This is a genomic window from Klebsiella sp. LY (assembly GCF_004010915.1).
Taxonomy (GTDB): Bacteria; Pseudomonadota; Gammaproteobacteria; order Enterobacterales; family Enterobacteriaceae; genus Klebsiella; species Klebsiella quasipneumoniae.
The window spans coordinates 2,581,796-2,604,025 of sequence record NZ_CP022444.1 but is presented as its reverse complement, the minus strand read 5'-3'; the positions used below and the strand labels follow the sequence as shown (position 1 = coordinate 2,604,025).

Below are 22,230 nucleotides of genomic sequence, written 5' to 3'. Positions count from 1 at the left end.
GAGTTTGTTATCAATGGCGACAAATTGTTACGATATAACATATCTTAAGTGAGAAGCAATAGCGACAGGCTGGCGCTTTTACCGCTGGAATAATGTCCGGTATGATGAAAAGGTTGATGCGCGGGGCGGAACAATGATGGACAACGATATCAATCAACTTATTGATGCATTGCTAAAAAAGCAGACCAGCCTCGGCCGGGTTTATTTCGCCGGCGAGACGCGCTCGCCTGCTGAACCGGTGGTGCAGGTTGATTTTCCCCGTCTGAATATCCTCCTCGATGGGCAATTGCGCGACCAGGCGCTCGGCGATAACGCCCCGCCCCTGGAGACCCATGACGTGCTCTATATTCCTGGCGATAGCTGGAACTGCCCACAGTGGCAGGCGCCCTGCCTGCTGTTAAGCATCCTGTTCGCTAAGCAGCAGCTGGAGTGCTCGCTGCAGCACTGGAATGGCAAGACGATCGCCGTTGTTGAAAAACTACAGGCGCTGCGTCGCGGGCCGCGCGTCGGTTCCTTTCTGCTGCAGGCGCTCAACGAGATCCGGATGCAGCCGCAGGAGCAGCAAACCGCCCGCAGCATCGTCATCAGCCTGCTCAGCCACTGCCATGATCTTCTCGGCAGCCAGGCGCAAACCTCCTCGCGCAGCCAGGCGCTGTTCGAGGCAATCCGTCAGTACATCGAGGTCCATTACCCGGAGCCGCTGAGCCGGGAATCGGTCGCCCAGGCGTTCTATCTCTCTCCTAACTATCTTTCTCATCTGTTCCAGAAATGTGGGCCAATGGGCTTCAATGAATATCTGAACCACATTCGTCTCGAACAGGCCCGTATGCTGCTGAAGGGCCACGATATGAAAGTGAAAGACATCGCCCACGCCTGCGGCTTCGCCGACAGTAACTACTTCTGCCGCCTGTTCCGCAAAACCACGGAACGCTCGCCGTCTGAATACCGCCGCCAGTACCATAGCCAGCTGACGGAAAAATCATCCCCGGTAAAAAACTAGATTTTTGTGTGTTAAACCTGACTTTTGCGCGCGCTATAGTTTCCTCTCATCCCCGTCAGTGCCGATAAATGTGATCTAAATCATCCTTAATCGCGATGCGTACATTTATCCAGTTTTTGGCAAATTTGTCATCTGGCGATCCTTCAAACGAAAGCCGTATGCTTACCTCAACGACAGCACCGAATTAAGCATTGAGGAAAACACTATGGAACTCTATCTGGATACCGCCAACGTCGCCGAAGTGGAACGCCTGGCCCGCATCTACCCGCTGGCCGGGGTGACCACCAACCCGAGCATTATCGCCGCCGGAAAAACACCGATCTGGGATGTACTGCCGCGCTTGCAAAAAGCCGTTGGCCCGGAAGGGATTCTGTTCGCGCAGACCATGAGCCGCGATGCGCAGGGCATGGTGGCAGAAGCCAAACGCCTGAGCAACGCCGTGCCGGGCATCGTGGTCAAAATCCCGGTCACCGCCGAAGGCCTCGCCGCTATCAAGCTGCTGAAGAAAGAAGGCATCCCAACCCTTGGCACCGCCGTCTACAGCGCCTCACAGGGTCTGCTGGCCGCGCTGGCCGGCGCAAAGTACGTCGCGCCTTACGTTAACCGCGTCGACGCTCAGGGCGGGGACGGCATCCGCATGGTGCAGGAGCTGCAATCCCTGCTGGAAATGCATGCGCCCGAAAGCAAAGTGCTGGCGGCGAGCTTCAAAACGCCCCGTCAGGCGCTGGATTGCCTGCTGGCTGGCTGCGAAGCCATCACCCTTCCATTAGATGTAGCGCAACAAATGCTCGGCACCCCTGCGGTAGAGTCAGCCATAGAGAAATTTGAACAGGACTGGAATAACGCCTTTGGCACGCTGAACCTGTAACCGGACCCGCGCGCCGCCTGCGGGCGGCATCACGGTCATCGAGGAGGAATCGTAATGGATCGCATTATTCAATCACCAGGCAAATACATTCAGGGCGCAGGTGCCATCAAGCGCCTTGGCGACTATCTGAAACCGCTGGCCGAACGCTGGCTGGTCGTTGGCGATAAATTCGTGCTGGGATTCGCGGAAGAGATGCTACGCAAAAGCCTGGCCGATGCCGGCCTGGCGGCGGAAATCGCGCCGTTTGGCGGTGAATGTTCGCATAATGAAATCAATCGCCTGCGCGATATCGCCGGCAGTGCGAAATGCACCGCCGTGCTGGGGATCGGCGGTGGTAAAACCCTGGATACCGCGAAAGCCCTGGCCCATTTTATGAAGGTGCCGGTGGCGATCGCCCCCACCATCGCCTCCACCGATGCGCCGTGCAGCGCACTGTCGGTGATTTACACCGACGAAGGGGAGTTCGACAGCTATCTGATGCTACCGCATAACCCTAACATGGTCATTGTCGATACGCAGATCGTTGCCGGCGCGCCGGCTCGCCTGCTGGCAGCCGGAATTGGCGATGCGCTGGCCACCTGGTTCGAAGCCCGCGCCTGCTCACGCAGCGGCGCCACCACCATGGCGGGCGGGAAATGCACCCAGGCGGCGCTGGCGCTGGCCGAGCTGTGCTACAACACCTTACTCGAAGAGGGTGAAAAAGCGATGCTGGCCGCCGAACAGCACGTGGTCACTCCGGCGCTGGAGCGGGTGGTGGAAGCCAACACCTATCTGAGCGGCGTCGGTTTTGAAAGCGGTGGCCTGGCGGCAGCCCACGCAATTCATAACGGCATGACGGCCATCCCTGACGCTCACCACTATTATCACGGTGAAAAAGTGGCGTTCGGCACCCTGACGCAGCTGGTGCTGGAAAACGCGCCGGTGGAAGAGATCGAGACCGTCGCCGCGCTATGTCACAGCGTTGGGCTGCCGATCACCCTGGCGCAGCTGGATATCAAAGGCGACATCCCGACCAAAATGCGCCTGGTGGCGGAAGCCGCCTGCGCTGAAGGCGAAACCATTCACAATATGCCGGGCGGGGTTAACTCCGACCAGGTCTACGCCGCGCTGCTGGTCGCCGACCAATATGGCCAGCGCTTCCTGCAGGAATGGGAATAATCCAGAGCAAAACAAAACACCCGGCGTCAGCCGGGTGTTTTTTATGTTTATCTGCCGGACGTGTCGCCCACTGGCGGCGGAAACGACAAGCACTCAGGCCGGACGCACGCCCAGCGTATGGCAGATGGCGTAGCTCATTTCGGCGCGGTTCAGGGTGTAGAAGTGGAAATCTTTTACCCCTTCCCGGCTTAAAATCTTCACCATGTCCATAGCGATGTTAGCCCCCACCAGCTGACGGGTTTCGGCATCGTTATCCAGACCTTCGAACATTTTCGACATCCACACCGGGATACGAACGTTGGTCATATCCGCAAACTTTTTCGCCTGTTTAAAGTTGGATACCGGCAGGATACCCGGAATAATTTCCACGTCGATGCCCGCTGAGACGCAGCGATCGCGAAAACGCAGGTAGCTTTCCACATCGAAGAAGAACTGGGTGATCGCGCGGTTGGCGCCTGCCTCGACTTTGCGTTTCAGGTTGAGTAAATCCGCCTGCGCGCTTTTCGCTTCCGGATGCACTTCCGGATACGCGGCGACAGAGATATCGAAATCCCCCACCTCTTTCAGCAGGCTGACCAGATCGGCGGCATACATCTCCGGTTTACCGCTGCCCGGCGGCAGGTCGCCGCGCAGCGCGACGATATGGCGGATGCCGTTGTTCCAGTAATCCTGGGCGATAGTGCGCAGCTCATCGCGAGTCGCATCGATACAGGTCAGGTGCGGCGCCGCTTCCAGACCGGTTCGCTCTTTAATGCCCTTGATGATGCTGTGGGTGCGATCGCGCTCGCCGGAGTTCGCGCCATAGGTCACCGAGACAAACTTCGGTTTCAGACTGCTCAGGCGATCGATGGATTTCCACAGGGTTTGCTCCATTTCACTGGTGCGCGGCGGAAAGAATTCAAAGGACACATTAATCTGGCCCTGGACTTCCGCCAGGCTCTGATTCAGGGCTTCCCGCTGATTGGCGTGAAAAAAGCTCATACCTTACCTCATCAATCGCATGTAATGGCTGTTGTATTGCGAACTTCTATACGTTTAGACGTCCAGATGTAAAAATGACGGAAAAGCGCGCGGGCGTCAATAGAAAAATCTGCGTAAAGAGTGAGGAAAAGGCCGCCAATATGAAAAAAATTCATCTTCCGGCCAGAATGGATGCCGCGCAGGAAGAATTCGATCCGATGAAATTTGAAGCAGTTCAAAAAACCAGCATCTCCCCATGTTGGCCATAGCGATTGTTATTGCAGCCGCTTATCGCTTGGTTCAGAGTAAGTAGAACGTTCTACTAGAACGTTCTACTTACGCAATAATGCTTATAAAATCTATTCGGGGATATCACCATGAGTCTGTGGTCAGGGTTCATAAAATCATTATCAAAACTGTCGATGATCGGCCGCGCCTTGATGCTGCCGATTTCGCTCCTCCCGGCCGCCGGCTTACTGTTGGCCTTCGGGGATAAATTCCATATGCCCTTGATGATGAACGCCGGCGGTATCATTTTTGATAACCTGCCAATGCTGTTTGCAATTGGTTCAGCCGTGGGGCTGGCATCAGAATCGGGTATCGCTGCGCTGTCGGCAGCCGTCTCCGTCTTCATCACTAATATCACCATTAGCACTGTGCTCGGCATTACGCCGGAGATGGCCTCTCAGGGCGGAAAATATGCCATGGTCGTCGGCATCCCGACGCTGCAGATGGGGGTTTTTGGCGGTCTCATCTGCGGTATTCTCGCGGCGTGGTGCTATAACCGCTTCCATGCGATGCAGTTGCCTGAGTTCCTTGGCTTCTTCTCGGGTAAGCGTTTCGTGGCGATCGCCACAGCATTTCTCTCATTTATCCTCGGCCTGCTGTTGCCTTATGTCTGGCAACATATCCAGGCTGGTATTGACTCACTGTCGATGGTGGTAAACGGCGACAACCAGGCTGCATCGACCTTTATTTTCGGCCTTGTTGAACGGGCGCTGATCCCACTGGGACTGCACCACATATGGTATCCCTCTTTCTGGTACTCTTTCGGCGATTACACCACTCAGGCAGGCCAGGTGATCCACGGCGACCAGACCATCTGGTTTAAAATGCTGGAAGAAGGAGTGAAATCTTTTAGCTCCGATAGCTACCAAAACGCTGGGAAGTTTATGCAGGGGGAATTCCCGCTTATGCTGTTCGCGCTTCCAGCTGCCTGTCTGGCGATGTATCACGAAGCGCATACTAAGAATAAAAAAATCGCGGCCGGTATTCTCTTCTCTGCCGCGCTGACCTGCTTCCTGACCGGCATTACCGAACCCGTAGAATTTACCTTTATCTTCGTGGCGCCGATCCTGTACGTCTTCAACGCCATCATGGCGGGGCTCTCGTACATGACAATGTATCTGCTGCATGCGCATATCGCTAAATCCTTCTCGGCGGGGCTAATTGACTATATCTCCTTCGGTATTCTGCCGTCGCTGAATGGCTATCAAACCCACTTCCTCAACGCGGTTATCGTTGGCGTGCCGATGGGGCTGATTTATTATTTCACCTTCCGGTTCGTTATCCGTCGCTTTGATGTGAAAACACCAGGCCGTACCGATATCACTGTCACCGCCGATGATAAAACCGACGCGGAGCTGGCAACGGAGATCGTCAATCTTCTCGGTGGTTCACAAAATATCGATTCCGTCGGGGCTTGTATCACCCGCTTGCGCCTGGAAGTGGCTGAGCGCGATGCGGTTGATAAAGATGGCCTCAACGGCATCGGCGCACGCGGGGTGGTCTTCGTCGGCGATAACGGCATCCAGATTATTTTTGGCGCCAGGGCGCAATTTATCGCGCAAACCATGTCGGGGATGATTGGCAAATAACAAGAAGGTGTTATGGTGTGGAAGTAGGCTTACCGTGGGTAAGCCTATGTCTGCGATCTGACGGTAATACACGCGTTGTCATGGAGCGATTTTGAAGAAAGTCAGCATTATAGATGTGGCGAAACTGGCCGGCGTCTCCGTTTCGACGGTGTCGCTGGTATTACGCCAGAAAGGGAAGATCTCCGACGCCACCATCGAAAAAGTCAACGCGGCCATCCAGGAACTTGGCTATGTACATAACGTCGCCGCCGCTAACCTTCGCGCCAATACCACCAATTTGATCGGCCTGATCCTGCGCGACTTCAACGACAGTTTTTCCATTAAAGTGATGGCGAATATCGTCCAGGAGCTGGAGAAGCAAGGCTATATGGTGATCCTCGGCCAGCCGCGCGACGATCATGACTATCTGGCCCGCTGCCTGCTGTCGTTTAAACAGCAGGGCGTCGCCGGCGTGATATATCTGGATGCCGATACCACCAGCAATGCGCTGCCTGCGGCGTTACAAGCATGTCCTCTGCCGCTGGTCGCCGTCTCGCAAACGCCGCTCTCCGGCCATCATGACCAGGTGGTCCGCGATAATCGCCAGGCCGCCAGTATCGCCGCCCGCTATTTGATTGAACGCGGCCATCGCTACATCGCCTATATTGGCGGACAGGATAATGACCTGATTCGTCAGCAGCGGCTGCTTGGCTTATACAGTACGCTGGAGAAAAACGGCATGACCGTACGGGAGGAATTTGCTCCTGCCTGCAGCGACAATACGCAGGCTGCCAGTATCGCTACCCGCCAGTTGCTGGAAAAAAATAATGCCATTACCGCCCTGCTGTGCCACTCACCGGATGCAATGATTGGCTGCCTCAGCGGCATTCATCAGGTTGGACGCACGGTGGGAAAAGATGTCTTTCTCACTCAGCAGGTGGCGCTGGTGGGTTTTGAAGACATGATGCACGTTAATTTGACCTCGCCATCCTTCACTTATGTCTCTTCCGCCAGCGAAGAGACAGGACGTCAGGTAGCCTCGCTCATTATCCGCAAAATCAAAGAACCTGCCCTGCCGACCCAGCACATTACCCTTTCCGGACAGCTGGTGGCTCGAGAGTCAGCCTGAGGCTAGCCAGTCGTCAGGTGCTCATCCAGCAGTGAGAGCCATTGCTGCACGGATTCTGCCCGGTGAGGCGCATAGATCACCCCAAGGCTTAACGGCATGCTGTCGCCTTCAGCGACAGGACAGAACACCACCCCCTGACGCTGGATTGCGGAAAAGGACGCCGGCAGGAGGATCATGCCTTCCCCACGCGCAATTCGCGCCAGCAGCACATCATGTTCGGCAGGCTCTTCCACATAAGCGGGGGTATAGCCAGCCCGGTCGAAAATGCGTCGCGTATAGTCAAAGAAATCGGGGTTACGCTCACGTTTAAACCAGAACAGCGGCCGGTGATTGAGCGCGCTTAGCGTTAACGCTGATGTGGCGGCTTCCGGCCAGGAGGCTGGCACTGCCGCGATAAGCGGCTCCTGATACGGCAATGGGTGCAGGTGCAGCCCTTCAGTATTGAGCGGCAGCGCAACCAGCGCTGCATCGAGTTTGCCTTTGCGCACCTGCTGAGCCAGCGCCGGTGAAGCGTGGCGGGTGATATGCAACGCGCGGGTATGTTCGCTCAGCGCAGATTCAACAGCGGCGAAAATGCCTTGTTCGAAGGCGGTCGTCATGCCCAGACGCAGAGACGGCGGCGAGTGAACGGAGAGCTCACTCAATGCCGCCAGCGTGCGTTCCTGGAGCGCCAGCATGGGCCGAATCATCGCCAGCACCTCTCTGCCCGCGTCGGTAAGGATCAGGCCTTTGCTATGGCGCTGAAACAGCGTCACCCCCAGCTGCGCTTCCAGATGGCGCATATGGCGACTCAGCGGCGGCTGCGAGATAAATAACCGCTGCGCCGCCCGGCTGATGTTATTTTCCTCCGCCACCACCGCAAAGGCGCGCAGCAGGCGGATATCGAGAGAATGCAATCGCGAAGTTGTCATACTGAAAAGGTATCACGAAAAGGGTATTACTCAAGTCCGGCAAACTTCCCTACCCTTCCTCTCAACGCATCATCACAGAGAGGAAAAAACGATGTCCAGCGAACGTTATATCACCGGTCAGGAAATGCTTCAGCGTGTGGACGGTCGCGGCGGGGAAGCCGTCGTCGACAGCCTGCGGGATATCGCCCCCGACTTCGCCCGCTATCTGATTGAGTTCCCCTTCGGCGATATTTACGCCCGGCCAGGGCTTGATTTGCGCAGCCGGGAAATCGCCACCATCGCCGCGCTCACCGCGCTGGGTAACGCCGAGCCGCAGCTGAAAGTGCATATTGCCGCGGGATTAAATGTTGGTCTGACGCAAGAGGAAATTACGGAAGTGATCATGCAGATGGCGGTCTACGCCGGATTCCCGGCGGCGCTAAACGGCCTGTTTGCCGCTAAAGCGGTTTTTGCGGCGCACTAACAAAAAAGACCAGGCCTGGCCTGGTCTTTTTCTCGGGATTACAGCAGCTGCGCCAGACGGTTAATATCCGACTGGATCGCCCCGGCGGTCACGTCACGCCCGGCGCCGGGCCCGCGGATCACCAACGGATTATCACGATACCAGCGGCTTTCGATAGCAAACACGTTATCGCACGGCAGCAGCGCCGCCAGCGGGTGCTCTTCGCGTACCGCTTCCACGCCGACGCGAGCTTTGCCGTTGGCATCAAAGCGCGCCACGTAGCGGAGCACCAGCCCCATCTCGCGGGCCGCCTCCAGGCGCTGCAGCATCTGCTCGTTCAGCTCTTCGCCATTCTCAAAGAAGTGATCAACCGAACCCTCTTCACAGTGCGCCGGGACCAGTGATTCCACGCGCACCTGATCCGGTTCGATGTCATAGCCCGCTTCCCGCGCGAGGATCACCAGCTTGCGCATCACATCTTTACCGGACAGATCGACACGCGGATCCGGCTCGGTCAGCCCCTGCTGCCACGCCTGATCCACCAGGTCGGTGAACGGCACGGTGCCATCGAACTGCAGGAACAGCCAGGAGAGCGTTCCCGAGAAGATACCGCTCAGGCCGAGGATGGTATCGCCGCTGTCGATCAGGTCGCGCACCGTATGGTTCACCGGCAAGCCGGCGCCCACGGTGGCGTTATACAGCCAGTGGCGCCCCGTCTTCTCAAACGCGTCGTGGATCTGGCGATACTTATCGCTGCTGCTGGCCCCCGCCAGCTTGTTGGCGCTGATCACGTGGAAGCCATGGCTGGCGAAATCAAGATACTGGTCGGCCAGCTGTTCGCTGGCGGTGACGTCCAGCACCACTAAATCATCGTACGGGTGCGCGCGCATCCACAGGAACAGCGACTCTTCATCCTGCTCCACCGCTTCATCGTTGAAGAAAGCTAGCGCCCGGCTGGCGTCCAGCCCGTCATAGTTCAGCAGACTGCGTTTACTGTCGACCACGCCGGCGAGAACAAACTCAAAGCCGGTGCGCGCCGAGAGCGTGGTTTGTTCACGGGCGAACAGCTCCAGCCAGCGGGAACCGATGTTTCCTTTGCCGAACAGCATCAGGCCAATACGCTTTTCGGCACGAAACAAGGACTGGTGCAGCCCCTGGATCAGGCTTTCCGTCGGCCCGGCGCGCAGCACGGCCACCAGGCTGATTCCTTCTTCCGACTGCCAGGTGAACTCCACTGGCTGCCCTTTCAGCTGCTGCCAGAAACGGTGGCAATGCAGGGGGTTACGGGTGACGCCAGCGCCCACCATCGCCACCAGCGCCAGCTTCTGACGCAGACGCAGCTCGCCCGGCAGACCTGCTTCATCGAGCAGCTTCAGCGCGCTGTCGGCCACCTCGGAGGTATAGCAAAACTGCAGCAGCTTGCGGTCGGCATGGACGCCAACGGCTAACGGGCGCAGCTGGGCGCGTTTGAGCAGGGCGTCCAGCTCTTTATGCGCCAGTTTGAAATCTTGACCGGCCGGCACCTGGAACTCCACCAGGCAGACGTCGTCATGGCTGGTGACAATCCGGGCGCCAGTACCGGAGGCCAGTACGCGCTCAATGCGCGTGGAACCCTGTTCCGGCGTATAGCTACAGCGTAACTGCAGATCGATATCGCTGGCGGAAACCGGCTGTAGCGTGCGGGCATGGAGCACCGGCGCGGCCAGACGCGCTAACTCGCTGGCTTCGTCCAGACGCAGCAGCGGCAGCAGACAGGCGTCTTTCACCTTGCGCGGATCCGCGCTGTACACCCCGGCGACGTCGCTCCAGATAGTGACGCGGGAAGCGCCCGCCAGCGCACCGATCTGGGTGGCGGAGTAGTCAGACCCGTTACGGCCCAGCAGGACGGTTTCACCGGCCTGGTTGCGGGAGATAAAGCCGGTCACCACCAGACGTTTGTTAGGATGCTGCGCCATCAGCTGCTGCAGCAGTGGATAGGATAATCCTTCATCCACCTGCGGCTGCGCGGCACGTTCCGCGCGCAGGAACGCGCGCGCGTCAAGCCAGGCGGCTTCCATTCCCAGCTGGTTGAGAACCGCCGCCATCAGGCGCGCGGACCACACTTCCCCATGGCCGACCACTTCCGCATAGACCGCTTCGGAAACCCCGCCGTCCAGCAGACCAGCCAGACGCTCAAGGTCGTGGATAAAGGCGGCTATCAGCGTATCCGCCGCCGCAGGCTCCACCAGACCGCCAATCAGTTCGGTGTGATAGCGGCGAAGCGACTGCTGAACCTGATGCGCAGCAAGGCGATCGCTCTGGCTAAGCTTAAGCCAGCTGATCAGCTGGTTGGTGGTGCTGCCAGCGGCGGAGACGACCATCATGTCCCCCGCCTGCGAATACTCCTTCATGATCCCCGCGACGCGCAGGTAACATTTCGCATCCGCTAAACTACTCCCACCAAATTTGTGCAGCTGACGACCCTTCGCCCCTGCCTGCGCAATCACACTCATCTTTATTCCTCGTTTGCTGCCCGGAAGCCATTTTCCAGGTCGGCAATTAAATCTTCACCATCTTCAATACCGGTCGAAATACGCAGGAGCGTTTCTGAAATTCCGGCGGCGGCACGCGCTTCAGGCGCCATGCCGGCATGCGTCATCGTTGCCGCATGGGAAATCAGGCTTTCAACGCCCCCCAGCGATTCCGCCAGTGTAAACAGCGACAGCCCGCTCAGGAAACGGCGCAGCGTCTGCTCGTCACCGTCCAGCTCGAAGCTTAACATTGCGCCAAAACCTTTTTGCTGACGCGCCGCAATTTCATGCCCCTGGTTTTCCGGCAGCGACGGATGATACAGCTTTTTCACCAGTGGCTGGGTTTTCAGATACTCGACAATCGCCAGGGCATTACGCTGCGCCACTTCCATGCGTGGAGAAAGCGTCCGCAGCCCGCGCAACAGCAGATAGCTGTCGAAGGCGCTGCCGGTGACGCCAATATTATTCGCCCACCATGCCAGTTCGGTGACAGTCGCCGGATCGTTGGCAATCACCACCCCGGCCACCACATCAGAGTGACCATTAAGGTATTTAGTACAGGAGTGCAACACCAGATCGGCGCCCAGCGCCAGCGGGTTTTGCAGCGCCGGACTCAGGAAGGTGTTATCGACCACGCTGATCGCCCCGGCTTCGCGCGCCAGACCACAGATTTTCGCAATATCCACTACCCGCAGCAATGGATTACTTGGGCTTTCGACCAGCACCAGCTTCGGTTTTTCCGCCAACGCCGCCCGCAGCGCCTGCTCATCGTTTTGATCGACGAACTGAACGCGATAGCAGCCGCGCTTCGCCAGGCTATCGAACAGACGGTAGCTGCCGCCGTAGCAGTCATGCGGCGCCACCAGCAGATCGCCAGGCTTAAGGAACACCGTCGTCACCAGCAGGATCGCCGACATACCGGTATTGGTCAGCACCGCGCCAGCGCCGCCCTCCAGCTCCGCTAAGGCACGCTGCACCACATCACGCGTCGGGTTGCCGCGGCGGGAGTAGTCGTGAGCGCGAGGTTCATTAAAGTCGGTGAAGTTATAGGTACTGGAGAGGTGGATCGGCGGGACAACGCAACCGTACTGCTCGTCGTCATTTAAACCGCTACGCACTGCGATGGTGGCCTGTTTACGCGTCATGTTGGGAAGTTCCTGGGCTGAATCGGTGAAAAGTCAGGCTCCAGAGTAATCATTGTCACAATAGACGTCAATACATCTGGACATCTAAACTTCTTTGCGTATAGATTGAGCAAAGTGCAAATAGCCGTTAAAATTATATGCATTAGCGCACGTCGGCGGCGGCTTATCTCATGTCAGAAAGCCTGCGCTTACGGTAAACTACGCGCAATTATAGCCCGGGCGGAATATTCTGGCCCTTCACTAATAAACAGAGGATTAAGGTATCTCATGGCTGAATGGAGCGGCGAATATATCAGCCCATACGCTGAGCACGGTAAGAAGAGTGAGCAAGTAAAGAAAATTACGGTTTCCATTCCTCTGAAGGTGTTAAAAATCCTCACCGATGAACGTACGCGTCGTCAGGTGAATAACCTGCGTCACGCGACCAACAGCGAGCTGCTGTGCGAAGCGTTCCTGCATGCCTTTACCGGACAACCGTTGCCTAACGATGAAGACCTGCGTAAAGAGCGCAGCGATGAGATCCCGGAAGCGGCGAAAGCGATTATGCGTGAACTGGGTATCGACCCGGATACGTGGGAATACTGAGACAATAAAAAGGGCGGAAGCACTCTTCCGCCCTTTTTCTTTCTCGCCCAGGCAGGCGAGAGACACAAAAAAGCCGCCCTGAGGCGGCTTCTTCTGGCAACTTACTTGCTGCCCGGGATGCTGAAGCGCTTGTTGAAGCGGTCAACACGGCCACCGGTAGCAACATCACGCTGTTTGCCGGTGAAGAACGGGTGGCATTTGCCGCACACGTCGAGGTTCAGGTCATGACCTACAGTGGAGCGGATTTTCATGACATTACCGCAAGAACAGGTAGCAGTAATTTCGTCGTAATTTGGGTGAATACCTTTTTTCATGGGAGAACCTCAGTTAAGGCCGCGTCGCTCTTCCAGCCCTAACGCCAGACACCACGCGATATTAGTAATTTCCCGTCGCCCTCTACGCTGCTGACAGCGTGAAGCACACGGTAATGGTCAATCTTCAATGCGATATAAAGCGCATCAAAGGCGGCGAATCATACAGAATTTGACCAGCATATGCAAACTGATCCGCGCCGCCTTATCGTAATGTGTATACTATCCCGCCAGATTTCAAGTCAGGAAGATGACATGCCCGTCGCCCACGTTGCCCTACCCGTTCCGCTACCGCGCACCTTTGACTATCTGCTGCCTGACGGCATGGCGGTCAAAGCGGGCTGTCGGGTGCGGGTGCCGTTCGGCAAACAGGAGCGGATCGGCATTGTCGCGGCGGTCAGCGAGCGCAGCGAGCTGCCGCTGGACGAGCTAAAACCGGTCGCGGAAGCGCTGGACGACGAACCGGTCTTCTCCGGTACCGTCTGGCGGTTGCTGATGTGGGCGGCTGAGTACTACCATCACCCGATCGGCGATGTGCTGTTCCATGCGTTGCCCATTCTGCTGCGCCAGGGCAAACCCGCCAGCGCTACGCCGCTGTGGTACTGGTTCGCCACCGAGCAGGGGCAGGCCGTCGATCTTAACGGTCTGAAACGCTCGCCGAAGCAGCAGCAGGCGCTGGCGGCGCTGCGCCAGGGCAAAATCTGGCGTCATCAGGTCGGCGAACTGGAATTTAATGAAGCGGCGCTGCAGGCGCTGCGCGGCAAAGGGCTGGCGGAGCTGGCCTGCGAAGCGCCTGCCCTCACCGACTGGCGCAGCGCGTATTCGGTGGCTGGCGAACGCCTGCGTCTTAATACCGAGCAGGCCACCGCCGTCGGCGCGATCCACAGCGCCGCCGATCGCTTCTCCGCCTGGCTGCTGGCGGGTATTACCGGCTCCGGGAAAACGGAAGTGTATTTGAGCGTGCTGGAGAATGTGCTGGCGCAGGGGCGCCAGGCGCTGGTGATGGTGCCAGAGATCGGCCTGACGCCGCAAACCATCGCCCGTTTTCGCCAGCGCTTTAACGCGCCGGTGGAAGTCCTGCACTCCGGGCTCAATGACAGCGAACGTCTCTCGGCCTGGCTGAAGGCGAAAAACGGCGAAGCGGCCATTGTGATCGGCACCCGCTCCTCGCTCTTTACCCCGTTTAAAGACCTCGGCGTCATCGTCATCGACGAAGAGCATGACAGCTCCTACAAGCAGCAGGAGGGCTGGCGCTACCATGCCCGCGACCTGGCGGTATGGCGCGCCCACAGCGAACAGATCCCGATAATTCTCGGCTCGGCGACGCCGGCGCTGGAGACCCTGCATAACGTCCGCCAGGGCAAATACCGCCAGTTAACCTTAAGCAAACGCGCGGGCAATGCGCGCCCTGCCCAGCAGCACGTGCTCGATCTCAAAGGGCAACCGCTGCAGGCAGGTCTGTCTCCCGCGCTGATTGGCCGTATGCGTCAGCATCTGCAGGCGGATAACCAGGTGATCCTGTTTCTTAACCGCCGCGGCTTTGCGCCAGCGCTGCTGTGCCACGACTGCGGCTGGATAGCGGAATGTCCGCGCTGCGACAGCTACTATACGTTGCACCAGGCGCAGCACCATCTGCGCTGCCACCATTGCGACAGTCAGCGCCCTATCCCGCGCCAGTGCCCCTCCTGCGGCTCCACGCACCTGGTGCCGGTGGGTATCGGCACCGAACAGCTGGAGCAGGCCCTGGCGCCGCTGTTTCCTGACGTGCCTATCTCGCGTATCGACCGCGATACCACCAGCCGCAAAGGGGCGCTGGAAGAGCATCTCGCCGCCGTCCATCGCGGTGGGGCGCGTATTTTAATTGGCACCCAGATGCTGGCCAAAGGCCACCACTTCCCAGACGTCACCCTAGTCTCCCTGCTGGACGTCGACGGGGCGCTGTTTTCCGCGGATTTCCGCTCCGCCGAGCGTTTCGCTCAGCTCTATACCCAGGTCTCCGGGCGAGCGGGGCGGGCAGGAAAACAGGGCGAAGTGATTCTGCAAACCCACCATCCGGAACACCCTTTGCTGCAGACCCTGCTGTATAAAGGCTACGACGCTTTCGCCGAACAGGCGCTGGCAGAGCGGCAGACAATGCAGCTACCGCCGTGGACCAGCCATGTGCTGATTCGTGCGGAAGACCATAACAACCAGCAGGCGCCGCTGTTTTTACAACAGCTGCGCAATCTGCTGCAGGCCAGTCCGCTGGCCGACGACAAGCTATGGGTGCTCGGTCCGGTTCCGGCGCTGGCGCCGAAGCGCGGCGGCCGCTGGCGGTGGCAGATATTGCTGCAGCATCCTTCGCGGGTGCGCCTGCAGCATATCGTCAGCGGTACGCTGGCGCTGATCAATACGCTGCCGGAGGCGAAAAAAGTGAAGTGGGTGCTGGATGTCGATCCTATTGAAGGGTAAGCCTTCTCTTGCGAGCCGGATCGAAAAATTCAACAAGCATCACGTTTTTCATGAAAATTCTGTAACTCACTGCCGCGACTATCTGATAAAAAAGATGCAGCAGTTAGCGCGCAAGGGAAATGCCAGCGCCATTCAGCGAGGAGAAACCAGGTGAAGCCCAAAAAACAAGTGGTTGCCGCCACCATGAAAGACGTCGCCTTAAAGGCAAACGTTTCCACGGCAACCGTGTCCCGAGCGTTGATGAACCCTGATAAGGTGTCGCAAGCCACCCGTAACCGGGTCGAGCAGGCGGCGCTGGAAGTCGGCTATTTACCGCAGTCGCTCGGACGCAATATGAAGCGCAACAAATCGCGGACGATCCTCGTGATCGTTCCGGATATCTGCGATCCCTTTTTTAGCGAAGTGATCCGCGGTATTGAAGTCACTGCCGCCGAGCATGGATATCTGGTGTTAATCGGCGATTGCGCCCACCAGAATCAGAAAGAAAAAACCTTTATCGACCTTATCATCACCAAGCAGATTGACGGCATGGTGCTGCTCAGCTCGCGCCTGCCGTTTGACGCTAGCGTGGAAGAGCAGCGCAATTTGCCACCGATGGTCATGTCGAACGAGTTCGCGCCGGAACTGGAGCTGCCCACCGTCCACATCGATAACCTGACGGCGGCCTTTAACGCGGTAAACTACCTTCACGAGCTGGGACACCAGCGTATCGGCTGCATCGCCGGCCCGGAAGATATGCCGCTGTGCCATTATCGCCTGCAGGGTTACGTGCAGGCGCTGCGCCGCAGCGGTATCACCGTTGATCCGCACTATATCGCTCGCGGCAACTTTACCTTCGAAGCTGGCGCCAATGCGCTGGAGCAGCTGCTGTCGCAGCCGGTACCGCCCACGGCGGTCTTTTGCCATAGCGATGTGATGGCGCTGGGCGCCTTATCGCTGGCGAAACGCCGCGGTCTGAAAGTGCCGGACGACCTGTCGATTGTCGGCTTCGATAACATCGCGTTGTCTGAATTTTGCGATCCGCCATTGACCACCGTGTCACAGCCGCGTTTTGATATCGGCCGTGAAGGAATGCTGCTATTACTTGAGCAAATGCAGGGTCATAACGTGAACAGCGGCTCGCGCCTGCTCGATTGCGAACTGATAGTTCGCGGCAGTACGCAAAAAATCAGACGATAACCATCAGGCTTTCGGGCCTGCTCTTCTGGTCAAAGGCCCGCCGCTTAAGTAACATGGCGGGCTGACGAACGAATATAAGACAGCGAAACGATAGTGGCACAACGAGATTATGTACGCCGCAGCCAACCGGCTTCTTCGCGGCGCAAAAAGAGCACTACCCGAAGCTCAAGGAATAAGCAAAGCAGCCTTCCGGCAATTTCACCGGCTATGGTGGCGATCGCGGCGGCTGTGCTGGTGGCCTTTATCGGTGGACTCTATTTCATTACGCACCATAAGAAAGAAGAAGCGGAAGCGATGCAAAATCGCCAGGCCGCCGGCAACGGCTTGCCGCCAAAACCGGAAGAGCGTTGGCGCTATATTAAAGAGCTGGAAAGCCGACAGCCGGGCGTTCGCGCGCCGACCGAACCGACCGCCGGCGGCGAAGTGATGAAACCGGAGCAGCTGACTGACGAACAGCGCCAGCTGCTGGCCCAGATGCAGGCCGATATGCGTCAACAGCCGACTCAGCTGACCGAAGTGCCGTGGAACGAACAAACGCCGGCCCAGCGCCAGCAGACGCTACAGCGCCAGCGTTTAGCGCAGCAACAGCAGCAGGCGCAACAGCAACAGTGGGCGCAAACTCAGCCGCAGACCGTGCAGCAGCCGCCGCGCGTTCAGCAGCCGAAGCCGGTCCAGCAGCAACAGCCGAAGCAGACCGCGTCAAACCAGCAGCCGTACCAGGATCTGCTGCAGACGCCAGCGCATACCAATACCACGCAGCCGCGTACCCAGGCCGCGGCGCCGGTAACTCGGGTGGAAGAAGCGCCGAAAACCACCGCCGAGAAGAAAGACGATCGTAGCTGGATGATCCAGTGCGGCTCCTTTAAAGGCGCCGAGCAGGCCGAAACCGTCCGCGCTCAGCTGGCTTTCGAAGGGTTTGCTTCGCACATCACCACCAACAACGGCTGGAACCGCGTGGTCATTGGCCCGCTGAAAGGCAAAGAAAGCGCCAACGAGATGATCACCCGCCTGAAGATGGCTGGACACGCGAACTGCATTCGTCTCGCCGCCAGGGGTTGAAACCCTCAAAAACCCCCCCATCTATAATTGCATTCGGCCCCGCGGACAGCGCGGGGCCCCTGTTCCGCTTTTGCAACCAAGGGGTCTGCTCGTGACTACAATTGTAAGTGTTCGCCGTAACGGCCATGTTGTTATTGCCGGTGATGGCCAGGCCACGCTGGGCAACACCGTAATGAAGGGCAACGTGAAAAAAGTGCGTCGTCTGTACAACGACAAAGTGATTGCCGGTTTCGCTGGTGGCACCGCCGACGCCTTCACGCTGTTCGAACTGTTTGAACGTAAACTGGAAATGCACCAGGGCCATCTGGTGAAGGCCGCCGTTGAGCTGGCTAAAGACTGGCGAACCGATCGGATGTTGCGCAAGCTGGAAGCGCTGCTGGCCGTCGCGGACGAAAACGCGTCGCTTATCATCACCGGTAACGGTGACGTGGTACAGCCGGAAAACGATTTGATTGCTATCGGCTCCGGCGGTCCTTACGCCCAGGCCGCGGCCCGCGCGCTGCTGGAAAACACCGATATGGGCGCGCGCGATATCGCCGAGAAAGCGTTGGATATTGCAGGTGATATCTGCATCTATACCAACCATTTCCACACCATCGAAGAATTACCTTCTAAAGCGTAAGGATCTCCCATGTCTGAAATGACCCCACGCGAAATTGTCAGCGAACTGGACAAACACATTATCGGCCAGGACGCCGCCAAGCGTTCTGTTGCTATCGCCCTGCGTAACCGCTGGCGCCGGATGCAGCTTAACGAAGAGCTGCGTCATGAAGTCACGCCGAAAAACATTCTGATGATCGGCCCAACCGGCGTCGGTAAAACCGAAATCGCTCGTCGTCTGGCGAAACTGGCCAACGCGCCGTTTATTAAAGTTGAAGCGACGAAGTTCACCGAAGTGGGCTATGTCGGTAAAGAAGTGGATTCTATCATCCGCGATCTGACCGATGCGGCGATCAAAATGGTGCGTATGCAGTCCATCGAAAAGAACCGTTACCGCGCGGAAGAGCTGGCTGAAGAGCGCGTACTTGACGTGCTGATCCCACCGGCGAAGAACAACTGGGGCCAGACTGAGCCGTCGCAGGAACCGTCTGCGGCGCGCCAGGCGTTCCGTAAGAAACTGCGTGAAGGCCAGCTGGACGATAAAGAGATTGAAATCGATCTCGCCGCGGCGCCGATGGGCGTTGAAATCATGTCCCCTCCGGGCATGGAAGAGATGACCAGCCAGCTGCAGTCCATGTTCCAGAACCTCGGCGGCCAGAAGCAGAAACCGCGTAAGCTGAAAATCAAAGACGCGATGAAGCTGCTGATTGAAGAAGAAGCGGCCAAACTGGTCAATCCGGAAGAGCTGAAGCAGGAAGCCATCGACGCTGTAGAGCAACACGGTATCGTCTTTATCGACGAAATCGACAAAATCTGTAAGCGCGGCGGCAACACCTCCGGCCCGGACGTCTCCCGTGAAGGCGTACAGCGCGACCTGCTGCCGCTGGTGGAAGGCTGCACCGTCTCCACCAAGCACGGGATGGTCAAGACCGACCACATCCTGTTCATCGCCTCCGGCGCGTTCCAGGTGGCCAGCCCGTCCGATCTGATCCCGGAACTGCAGGGGCGTCTGCCGATCCGCGTTGAGCTGAAGGCGCTGACCACCCACGACTTTGAGCGCATCCTGACCGAACCAAACGCCTCCATCACCGTGCAGTACAAGGCGCTGATGGCGACCGAAGGGGTGAATATCGAATTCACCGAAGACGGTATCAAGCGTATCGCTCAGGCCGCATGGCAGGTAAACGAAACCACCGAGAACATCGGCGCGCGCCGTCTGCACACCGTGCTGGAGCGCCTGGTGGAAGATATCTCCTATGATGCCAGCGAGATGAACGGCCAGACCGTCACTATCGATGCCGAATATGTGAGTAAGCACCTGGATGTTCTGGTGGCAGATGAAGATCTGAGCCGTTTTATCCTATAATCCGGTGCAATGCATTTTCATCACTGTTGATGGGGGCTATCGCCCCCATTTTTATTGGCTAGAATAACTATGACTGATATCAGCCGTTCTCAGGCGTGGCTGGAAAGCCTGCGTCCTAAAACGTTACCGCTGGCATTTGCCGCGATTATTGTTGGCACCGTCCTTGCCTGGGAGCAGGGACATTTTGATCCCTGGGTCGCCCTGCTGGCGCTGATCACCGCCGGCTTGCTGCAAATTCTTTCCAACCTCGCCAATGACTACGGCGACGCGGTCAAGGGGAGCGATAAACCGGACCGCATCGGGCCGCTGCGCGGGATGCAGAAAGGGGTGATTACCCCCCAGCAGATGAAGCGCGCCCTGATTGTCACCGTCGCGCTGATCTGTCTGTTTGGTCTGGCGCTGCTGTGCGTCGCCTGGCAGAGCGTCGGCGATTTCATCGGCTTCCTCGCGCTGGGTGGCTTGTCGATCGTGGCCGCCATCACCTACACGGTGGGCACCCGCCCGTATGGTTATATCGGCCTTGGTGATATTTCGGTACTCGTTTTCTTCGGCTGGCTGAGCGTCCTCGGCAGCTGGTATCTGCAAGCGCATAATGTGGAAGCGGCCATCTTTCTGCCGGCAACGGCCTGCGGTCTGCTGGCGACCGCCGTGCTGAACATCAATAACCTGCGTGATATCGACAGCGACCGGCAGAACGGGAAGAACACCCTCGCCGTGCGCCTGGGGCCGGTGAATGCCCGCCGCTATCATGCCTGCCTGCTGCTCGGCGCCCTGCTGTGTCTGGCGCTGTTTAACCTGCTGGCGCTGCATTCAGCCTGGGGCTGGCTGTTTATTCTCGCCACGCCGCTGCTGGTCAAACAGGCGCGTTACGTCCTGCGCGAATCCGATCCGCTGGCGATGCGGCCGATGCTCGAAAAGACGGTCAAAGGGGCTTTACTGACCAACCTGCTGTTTGTTATCGGGATTATTGCCAGTAAGCTGGCGGCTTAACTGACAAATATCAATTAACAATTGATGATTTTGCCAACAATGCGATTCGCGGGATATACTAAAAACTCTCGCAGCAACTGAACGTTAAGCCTATGAAATACGATACTTCCGAGCTTTGTGACATCTACCAGGAAGATGTCAACGTCGTGGAACCGCTGTTCTCTAACTTTGGAGGACGGTCGTCGTTTGGTGGACAGATCATTACGGTAAAATGTTTCGAGGATAACGGGTTGCTCTACGATCTGCTCGAGCAGAATGGCCGTGGTCATATTCTCCTGATCGACGGCGGCGGCTCAGTACGACGCGCGTTAATTGACGCTGACCTGGCGCGTCTGGCCGTACAGAATGAATGGGAAGGGTTGGTGGTCTATGGCGCGGTGCGCCAGGTTGACGACCTTGAGGAACTGGATATCGGCATCCAGGCGCTGGCGGCCATTCCGGTCGGCGCAGCTGGCGAAGGCATCGGCGAAAGCGACGTGCGCGTCAATTTCGGCGGCGTGACCTTCTTCAGCGGCGACCATCTGTATGCCGATAACACCGGGATGATCCTGTCGGAAGACCCGCTGGATATCGAATAAGCCTTGCGCCATAAAAAAGGCCTTCTCCATGAGAAGGCCTTTTGTTTATCCGGCGCGTAACTTAGTACAGTTTCTTCGCGCAATCCAGCCAGTCGTTCTTGAACGGACGCTTCATGTTCTCGATGGCATCGATGATGTCGTGGTGCACCAGCTTCTCGTTCTGGATGCCGACGCAACGGCCGCCATGGCCCTGCAGCAGCAGCTCAATCGCATAGGCGCCCATGCGGGAAGCCAGGATACGGTCGTAAGGAACCGGGGAACCGCCGCGCTGAATGTGGCCGAGGACGGTGGCGCGGGTTTCACGGCCGGTCTCTTTCTCGATGTAGCTGGCCAGCTCGTCAACGTCGCACATGTGCTCGGTGATCGCCACGATAGCGTGTTTTTTCCCTTTCGCGATGCCGGCTTTGATTTCAGCCACCAGATCGTCGCGGGTATATTCCACTTCCGGCACCATGATGAACTCACAGCCGCCAGCAATCGCCGCCGCCAGAGTCAGGTCGCCGCAGTAACGGCCCATCACTTCCACCACGGAGATACGCTGGTGCGAAGAGGAGGTGTCGCGCAGACGGTCAATCGCTTCCACCACGGTGCTCAGAGCGGTGAAGAAGCCGATGGTGTAGTCAGTGCCTTTGATATCGTTGTCGATGGTGCCCGGCAGGCCGATGCACGGGAAGCCCATCTCGGTCAGGCGCATCGCCCCCATGTAGGACCCGTCACCACCGATAACCACCAGCGCGTCCAGGCCACGCTTCTTCATGTTTTCGATAGCCACAGCGCGGATGTGTTCTTCGCGGAATTCCGGGAAGCGAGCGGAGCCCAGGAAGGTGCCGCCGCGGTTGATCATGTCGGAAACGCTGTAACGGTCGAGCTGAACCATACGGTCTTCGTACAAGCCGAGGTAACCGTCATAGATTCCAAAAACTTCCAGACCTTCCGTTAATGCCGCGCGCACAACGCCACGAATTGCTGCGTTCATGCCCGGCGCATCACCGCCACTTGTCAACACACCGATTTTCTTAATCATGACTACCTCTGAACTTAGGAAGCAAAAAATAATTCTGTTGCCTGAAGCGCTCCCTCACCAGGAGTGCACGACGCTAATGACAATAGTATATCAAACGCTTCAAGCTGA

At 57.8% G+C, this 22,230-nt stretch carries 21 protein-coding genes; 15 read left to right on the top strand and 6 right to left on the bottom strand.

Features of this window, described 5'->3' with window-relative positions; genetic code table 11:
- Window positions 1-58 precede the first annotated feature (58 nt).
- The 3 genes from CE636_RS15610 (at window position 59) to gldA (ending at window position 3,026) form a co-directional block, all read left to right on the top strand.
- A complete protein-coding gene (locus CE636_RS15610; RefSeq protein ID WP_224232316.1) occupies window positions 59-1,000 on the top strand; it encodes an AraC family transcriptional regulator in 942 nt (313 codons plus the stop codon).
- A gap of 205 nt (window positions 1,001-1,205) precedes the next feature.
- On the top strand, window positions 1,206-1,868 hold the full coding sequence (gene fsa, locus CE636_RS15605) for a fructose-6-phosphate aldolase (RefSeq protein WP_017899815.1): 663 nt from the start codon (window positions 1,206-1,208) through the stop codon (window positions 1,866-1,868).
- A gap of 54 nt (window positions 1,869-1,922) precedes the next feature.
- Complete coding sequence (gene gldA, locus CE636_RS15600; protein ID WP_004203683.1) at window positions 1,923-3,026, top strand: bifunctional L-1,2-propanediol dehydrogenase/glycerol dehydrogenase; 1,104 nt, start codon at window positions 1,923-1,925, stop codon at window positions 3,024-3,026.
- Between the two features lie 93 nt (window positions 3,027-3,119).
- Here the strand turns inward: gldA and metF are convergent, their stop codons facing one another.
- Window positions 3,120-4,007 carry a methylenetetrahydrofolate reductase gene (gene metF, locus CE636_RS15595; protein WP_004203682.1) on the bottom strand — a complete coding sequence of 296 codons (888 nt, stop codon included), beginning with the start codon at window positions 4,005-4,007 and terminating at the stop codon, window positions 3,120-3,122.
- Window positions 4,008-4,081: 74 nt separating this feature from the next.
- On the opposite strand from metF, the gene CE636_RS28780 reads away from it, so the two are divergent.
- From CE636_RS28780 to CE636_RS15585, 3 genes are all read left to right on the top strand, one after another.
- A complete protein-coding gene (locus tag CE636_RS28780) occupies window positions 4,082-4,255 on the top strand; it encodes a hypothetical protein (RefSeq protein ID WP_017899816.1) in 174 nt (57 codons plus the stop codon).
- Between the two features lie 108 nt (window positions 4,256-4,363).
- Window positions 4,364-5,863 (top strand): PTS transporter subunit EIIC, encoded by a 1,500-nt coding sequence (locus CE636_RS15590; RefSeq protein WP_023319432.1) that lies wholly within the window; start codon window positions 4,364-4,366, stop codon window positions 5,861-5,863.
- A 91-nt stretch (window positions 5,864-5,954) separates the two neighbouring features.
- Entirely contained in the window at window positions 5,955-6,971 is a 1,017-nt protein-coding gene (locus tag CE636_RS15585; RefSeq protein ID WP_017899818.1) for a substrate-binding domain-containing protein, read from the top strand.
- A 2-nt stretch (window positions 6,972-6,973) separates the two neighbouring features.
- Here the strand turns inward: CE636_RS15585 and CE636_RS15580 are convergent, their stop codons facing one another.
- On the bottom strand, window positions 6,974-7,882 hold the full coding sequence (locus CE636_RS15580; RefSeq protein WP_017899819.1) for a LysR family transcriptional regulator: 909 nt from the start codon (window positions 7,880-7,882) through the stop codon (window positions 6,974-6,976).
- 91 nt (window positions 7,883-7,973) lie between these two features.
- Between CE636_RS15580 and CE636_RS15575 the strand changes: the two genes are divergently transcribed.
- Window positions 7,974-8,345 (top strand): carboxymuconolactone decarboxylase family protein, encoded by a 372-nt coding sequence (locus CE636_RS15575; RefSeq protein WP_017899820.1) that lies wholly within the window; start codon window positions 7,974-7,976, stop codon window positions 8,343-8,345.
- A 38-nt stretch (window positions 8,346-8,383) separates the two neighbouring features.
- On the opposite strand, the gene CE636_RS15570 is transcribed toward CE636_RS15575, so the two are convergent.
- Both CE636_RS15570 and metB read right to left on the bottom strand, forming a co-directional pair.
- Window positions 8,384-10,816, bottom strand: coding sequence for a bifunctional aspartate kinase/homoserine dehydrogenase II (locus tag CE636_RS15570; RefSeq protein ID WP_017899821.1), 2,433 nt, complete (start codon window positions 10,814-10,816; stop codon window positions 8,384-8,386).
- A 2-nt stretch (window positions 10,817-10,818) separates the two neighbouring features.
- Window positions 10,819-11,979: a cystathionine gamma-synthase gene (gene metB, locus CE636_RS15565; RefSeq protein WP_004203678.1), complete on the bottom strand. Its 1,161-nt coding sequence runs from the start codon at window positions 11,977-11,979 to the stop codon at window positions 10,819-10,821.
- A gap of 267 nt (window positions 11,980-12,246) precedes the next feature.
- Between metB and metJ the strand changes: the two genes are divergently transcribed.
- Window positions 12,247-12,564, top strand: coding sequence for a met regulon transcriptional regulator MetJ (gene metJ, locus CE636_RS15560; RefSeq protein ID WP_002882924.1), 318 nt, complete (start codon window positions 12,247-12,249; stop codon window positions 12,562-12,564).
- A 101-nt stretch (window positions 12,565-12,665) separates the two neighbouring features.
- On the opposite strand, the gene rpmE is transcribed toward metJ, so the two are convergent.
- Window positions 12,666-12,878 carry a 50S ribosomal protein L31 gene (gene rpmE / locus CE636_RS15555; protein WP_002882922.1) on the bottom strand — a complete coding sequence of 71 codons (213 nt, stop codon included), beginning with the start codon at window positions 12,876-12,878 and terminating at the stop codon, window positions 12,666-12,668.
- A 252-nt stretch (window positions 12,879-13,130) separates the two neighbouring features.
- On the opposite strand from rpmE, the gene priA reads away from it, so the two are divergent.
- The 7 genes from priA to rraA all read left to right on the top strand — a co-directional run bounded on the left by priA (window position 13,131) and on the right by rraA (window position 21,098).
- Complete coding sequence (priA, locus tag CE636_RS15550) at window positions 13,131-15,326, top strand: primosomal protein N' (protein ID WP_004203677.1); 2,196 nt, start codon at window positions 13,131-13,133, stop codon at window positions 15,324-15,326.
- A gap of 150 nt (window positions 15,327-15,476) precedes the next feature.
- Window positions 15,477-16,505 (top strand): DNA-binding transcriptional regulator CytR, encoded by a 1,029-nt coding sequence (cytR, locus tag CE636_RS15545; protein WP_017899822.1) that lies wholly within the window; start codon window positions 15,477-15,479, stop codon window positions 16,503-16,505.
- A gap of 93 nt (window positions 16,506-16,598) precedes the next feature.
- Window positions 16,599-17,564 carry a cell division protein FtsN gene (ftsN, locus tag CE636_RS15540; RefSeq protein ID WP_004203675.1) on the top strand — a complete coding sequence of 322 codons (966 nt, stop codon included), beginning with the start codon at window positions 16,599-16,601 and terminating at the stop codon, window positions 17,562-17,564.
- Window positions 17,565-17,655: 91 nt separating this feature from the next.
- Window positions 17,656-18,186 carry an ATP-dependent protease subunit HslV gene (hslV, locus tag CE636_RS15535; protein ID WP_002882918.1) on the top strand — a complete coding sequence of 177 codons (531 nt, stop codon included), beginning with the start codon at window positions 17,656-17,658 and terminating at the stop codon, window positions 18,184-18,186.
- A gap of 9 nt (window positions 18,187-18,195) precedes the next feature.
- The gene (hslU, locus tag CE636_RS15530; RefSeq protein ID WP_004203674.1) at window positions 18,196-19,530 is read left to right on the top strand and encodes an HslU--HslV peptidase ATPase subunit; all 1,335 of its coding nucleotides are present in this window, start codon (window positions 18,196-18,198) and stop codon (window positions 19,528-19,530) included.
- A gap of 69 nt (window positions 19,531-19,599) precedes the next feature.
- Entirely contained in the window at window positions 19,600-20,520 is a 921-nt protein-coding gene (gene menA, locus CE636_RS15525; protein WP_004203673.1) for a 1,4-dihydroxy-2-naphthoate polyprenyltransferase, read from the top strand.
- Between the two features lie 92 nt (window positions 20,521-20,612).
- Window positions 20,613-21,098 (top strand): ribonuclease E activity regulator RraA, encoded by a 486-nt coding sequence (rraA, locus tag CE636_RS15520; protein ID WP_002882913.1) that lies wholly within the window; start codon window positions 20,613-20,615, stop codon window positions 21,096-21,098.
- 61 nt (window positions 21,099-21,159) lie between these two features.
- Here rraA and pfkA read toward each other — a convergent pair whose 3' ends face one another.
- Window positions 21,160-22,122 carry a 6-phosphofructokinase gene (pfkA, locus tag CE636_RS15515; RefSeq protein ID WP_002882911.1) on the bottom strand — a complete coding sequence of 321 codons (963 nt, stop codon included), beginning with the start codon at window positions 22,120-22,122 and terminating at the stop codon, window positions 21,160-21,162.
- Between the last annotated feature and the right edge of the window lie 108 nt (window positions 22,123-22,230).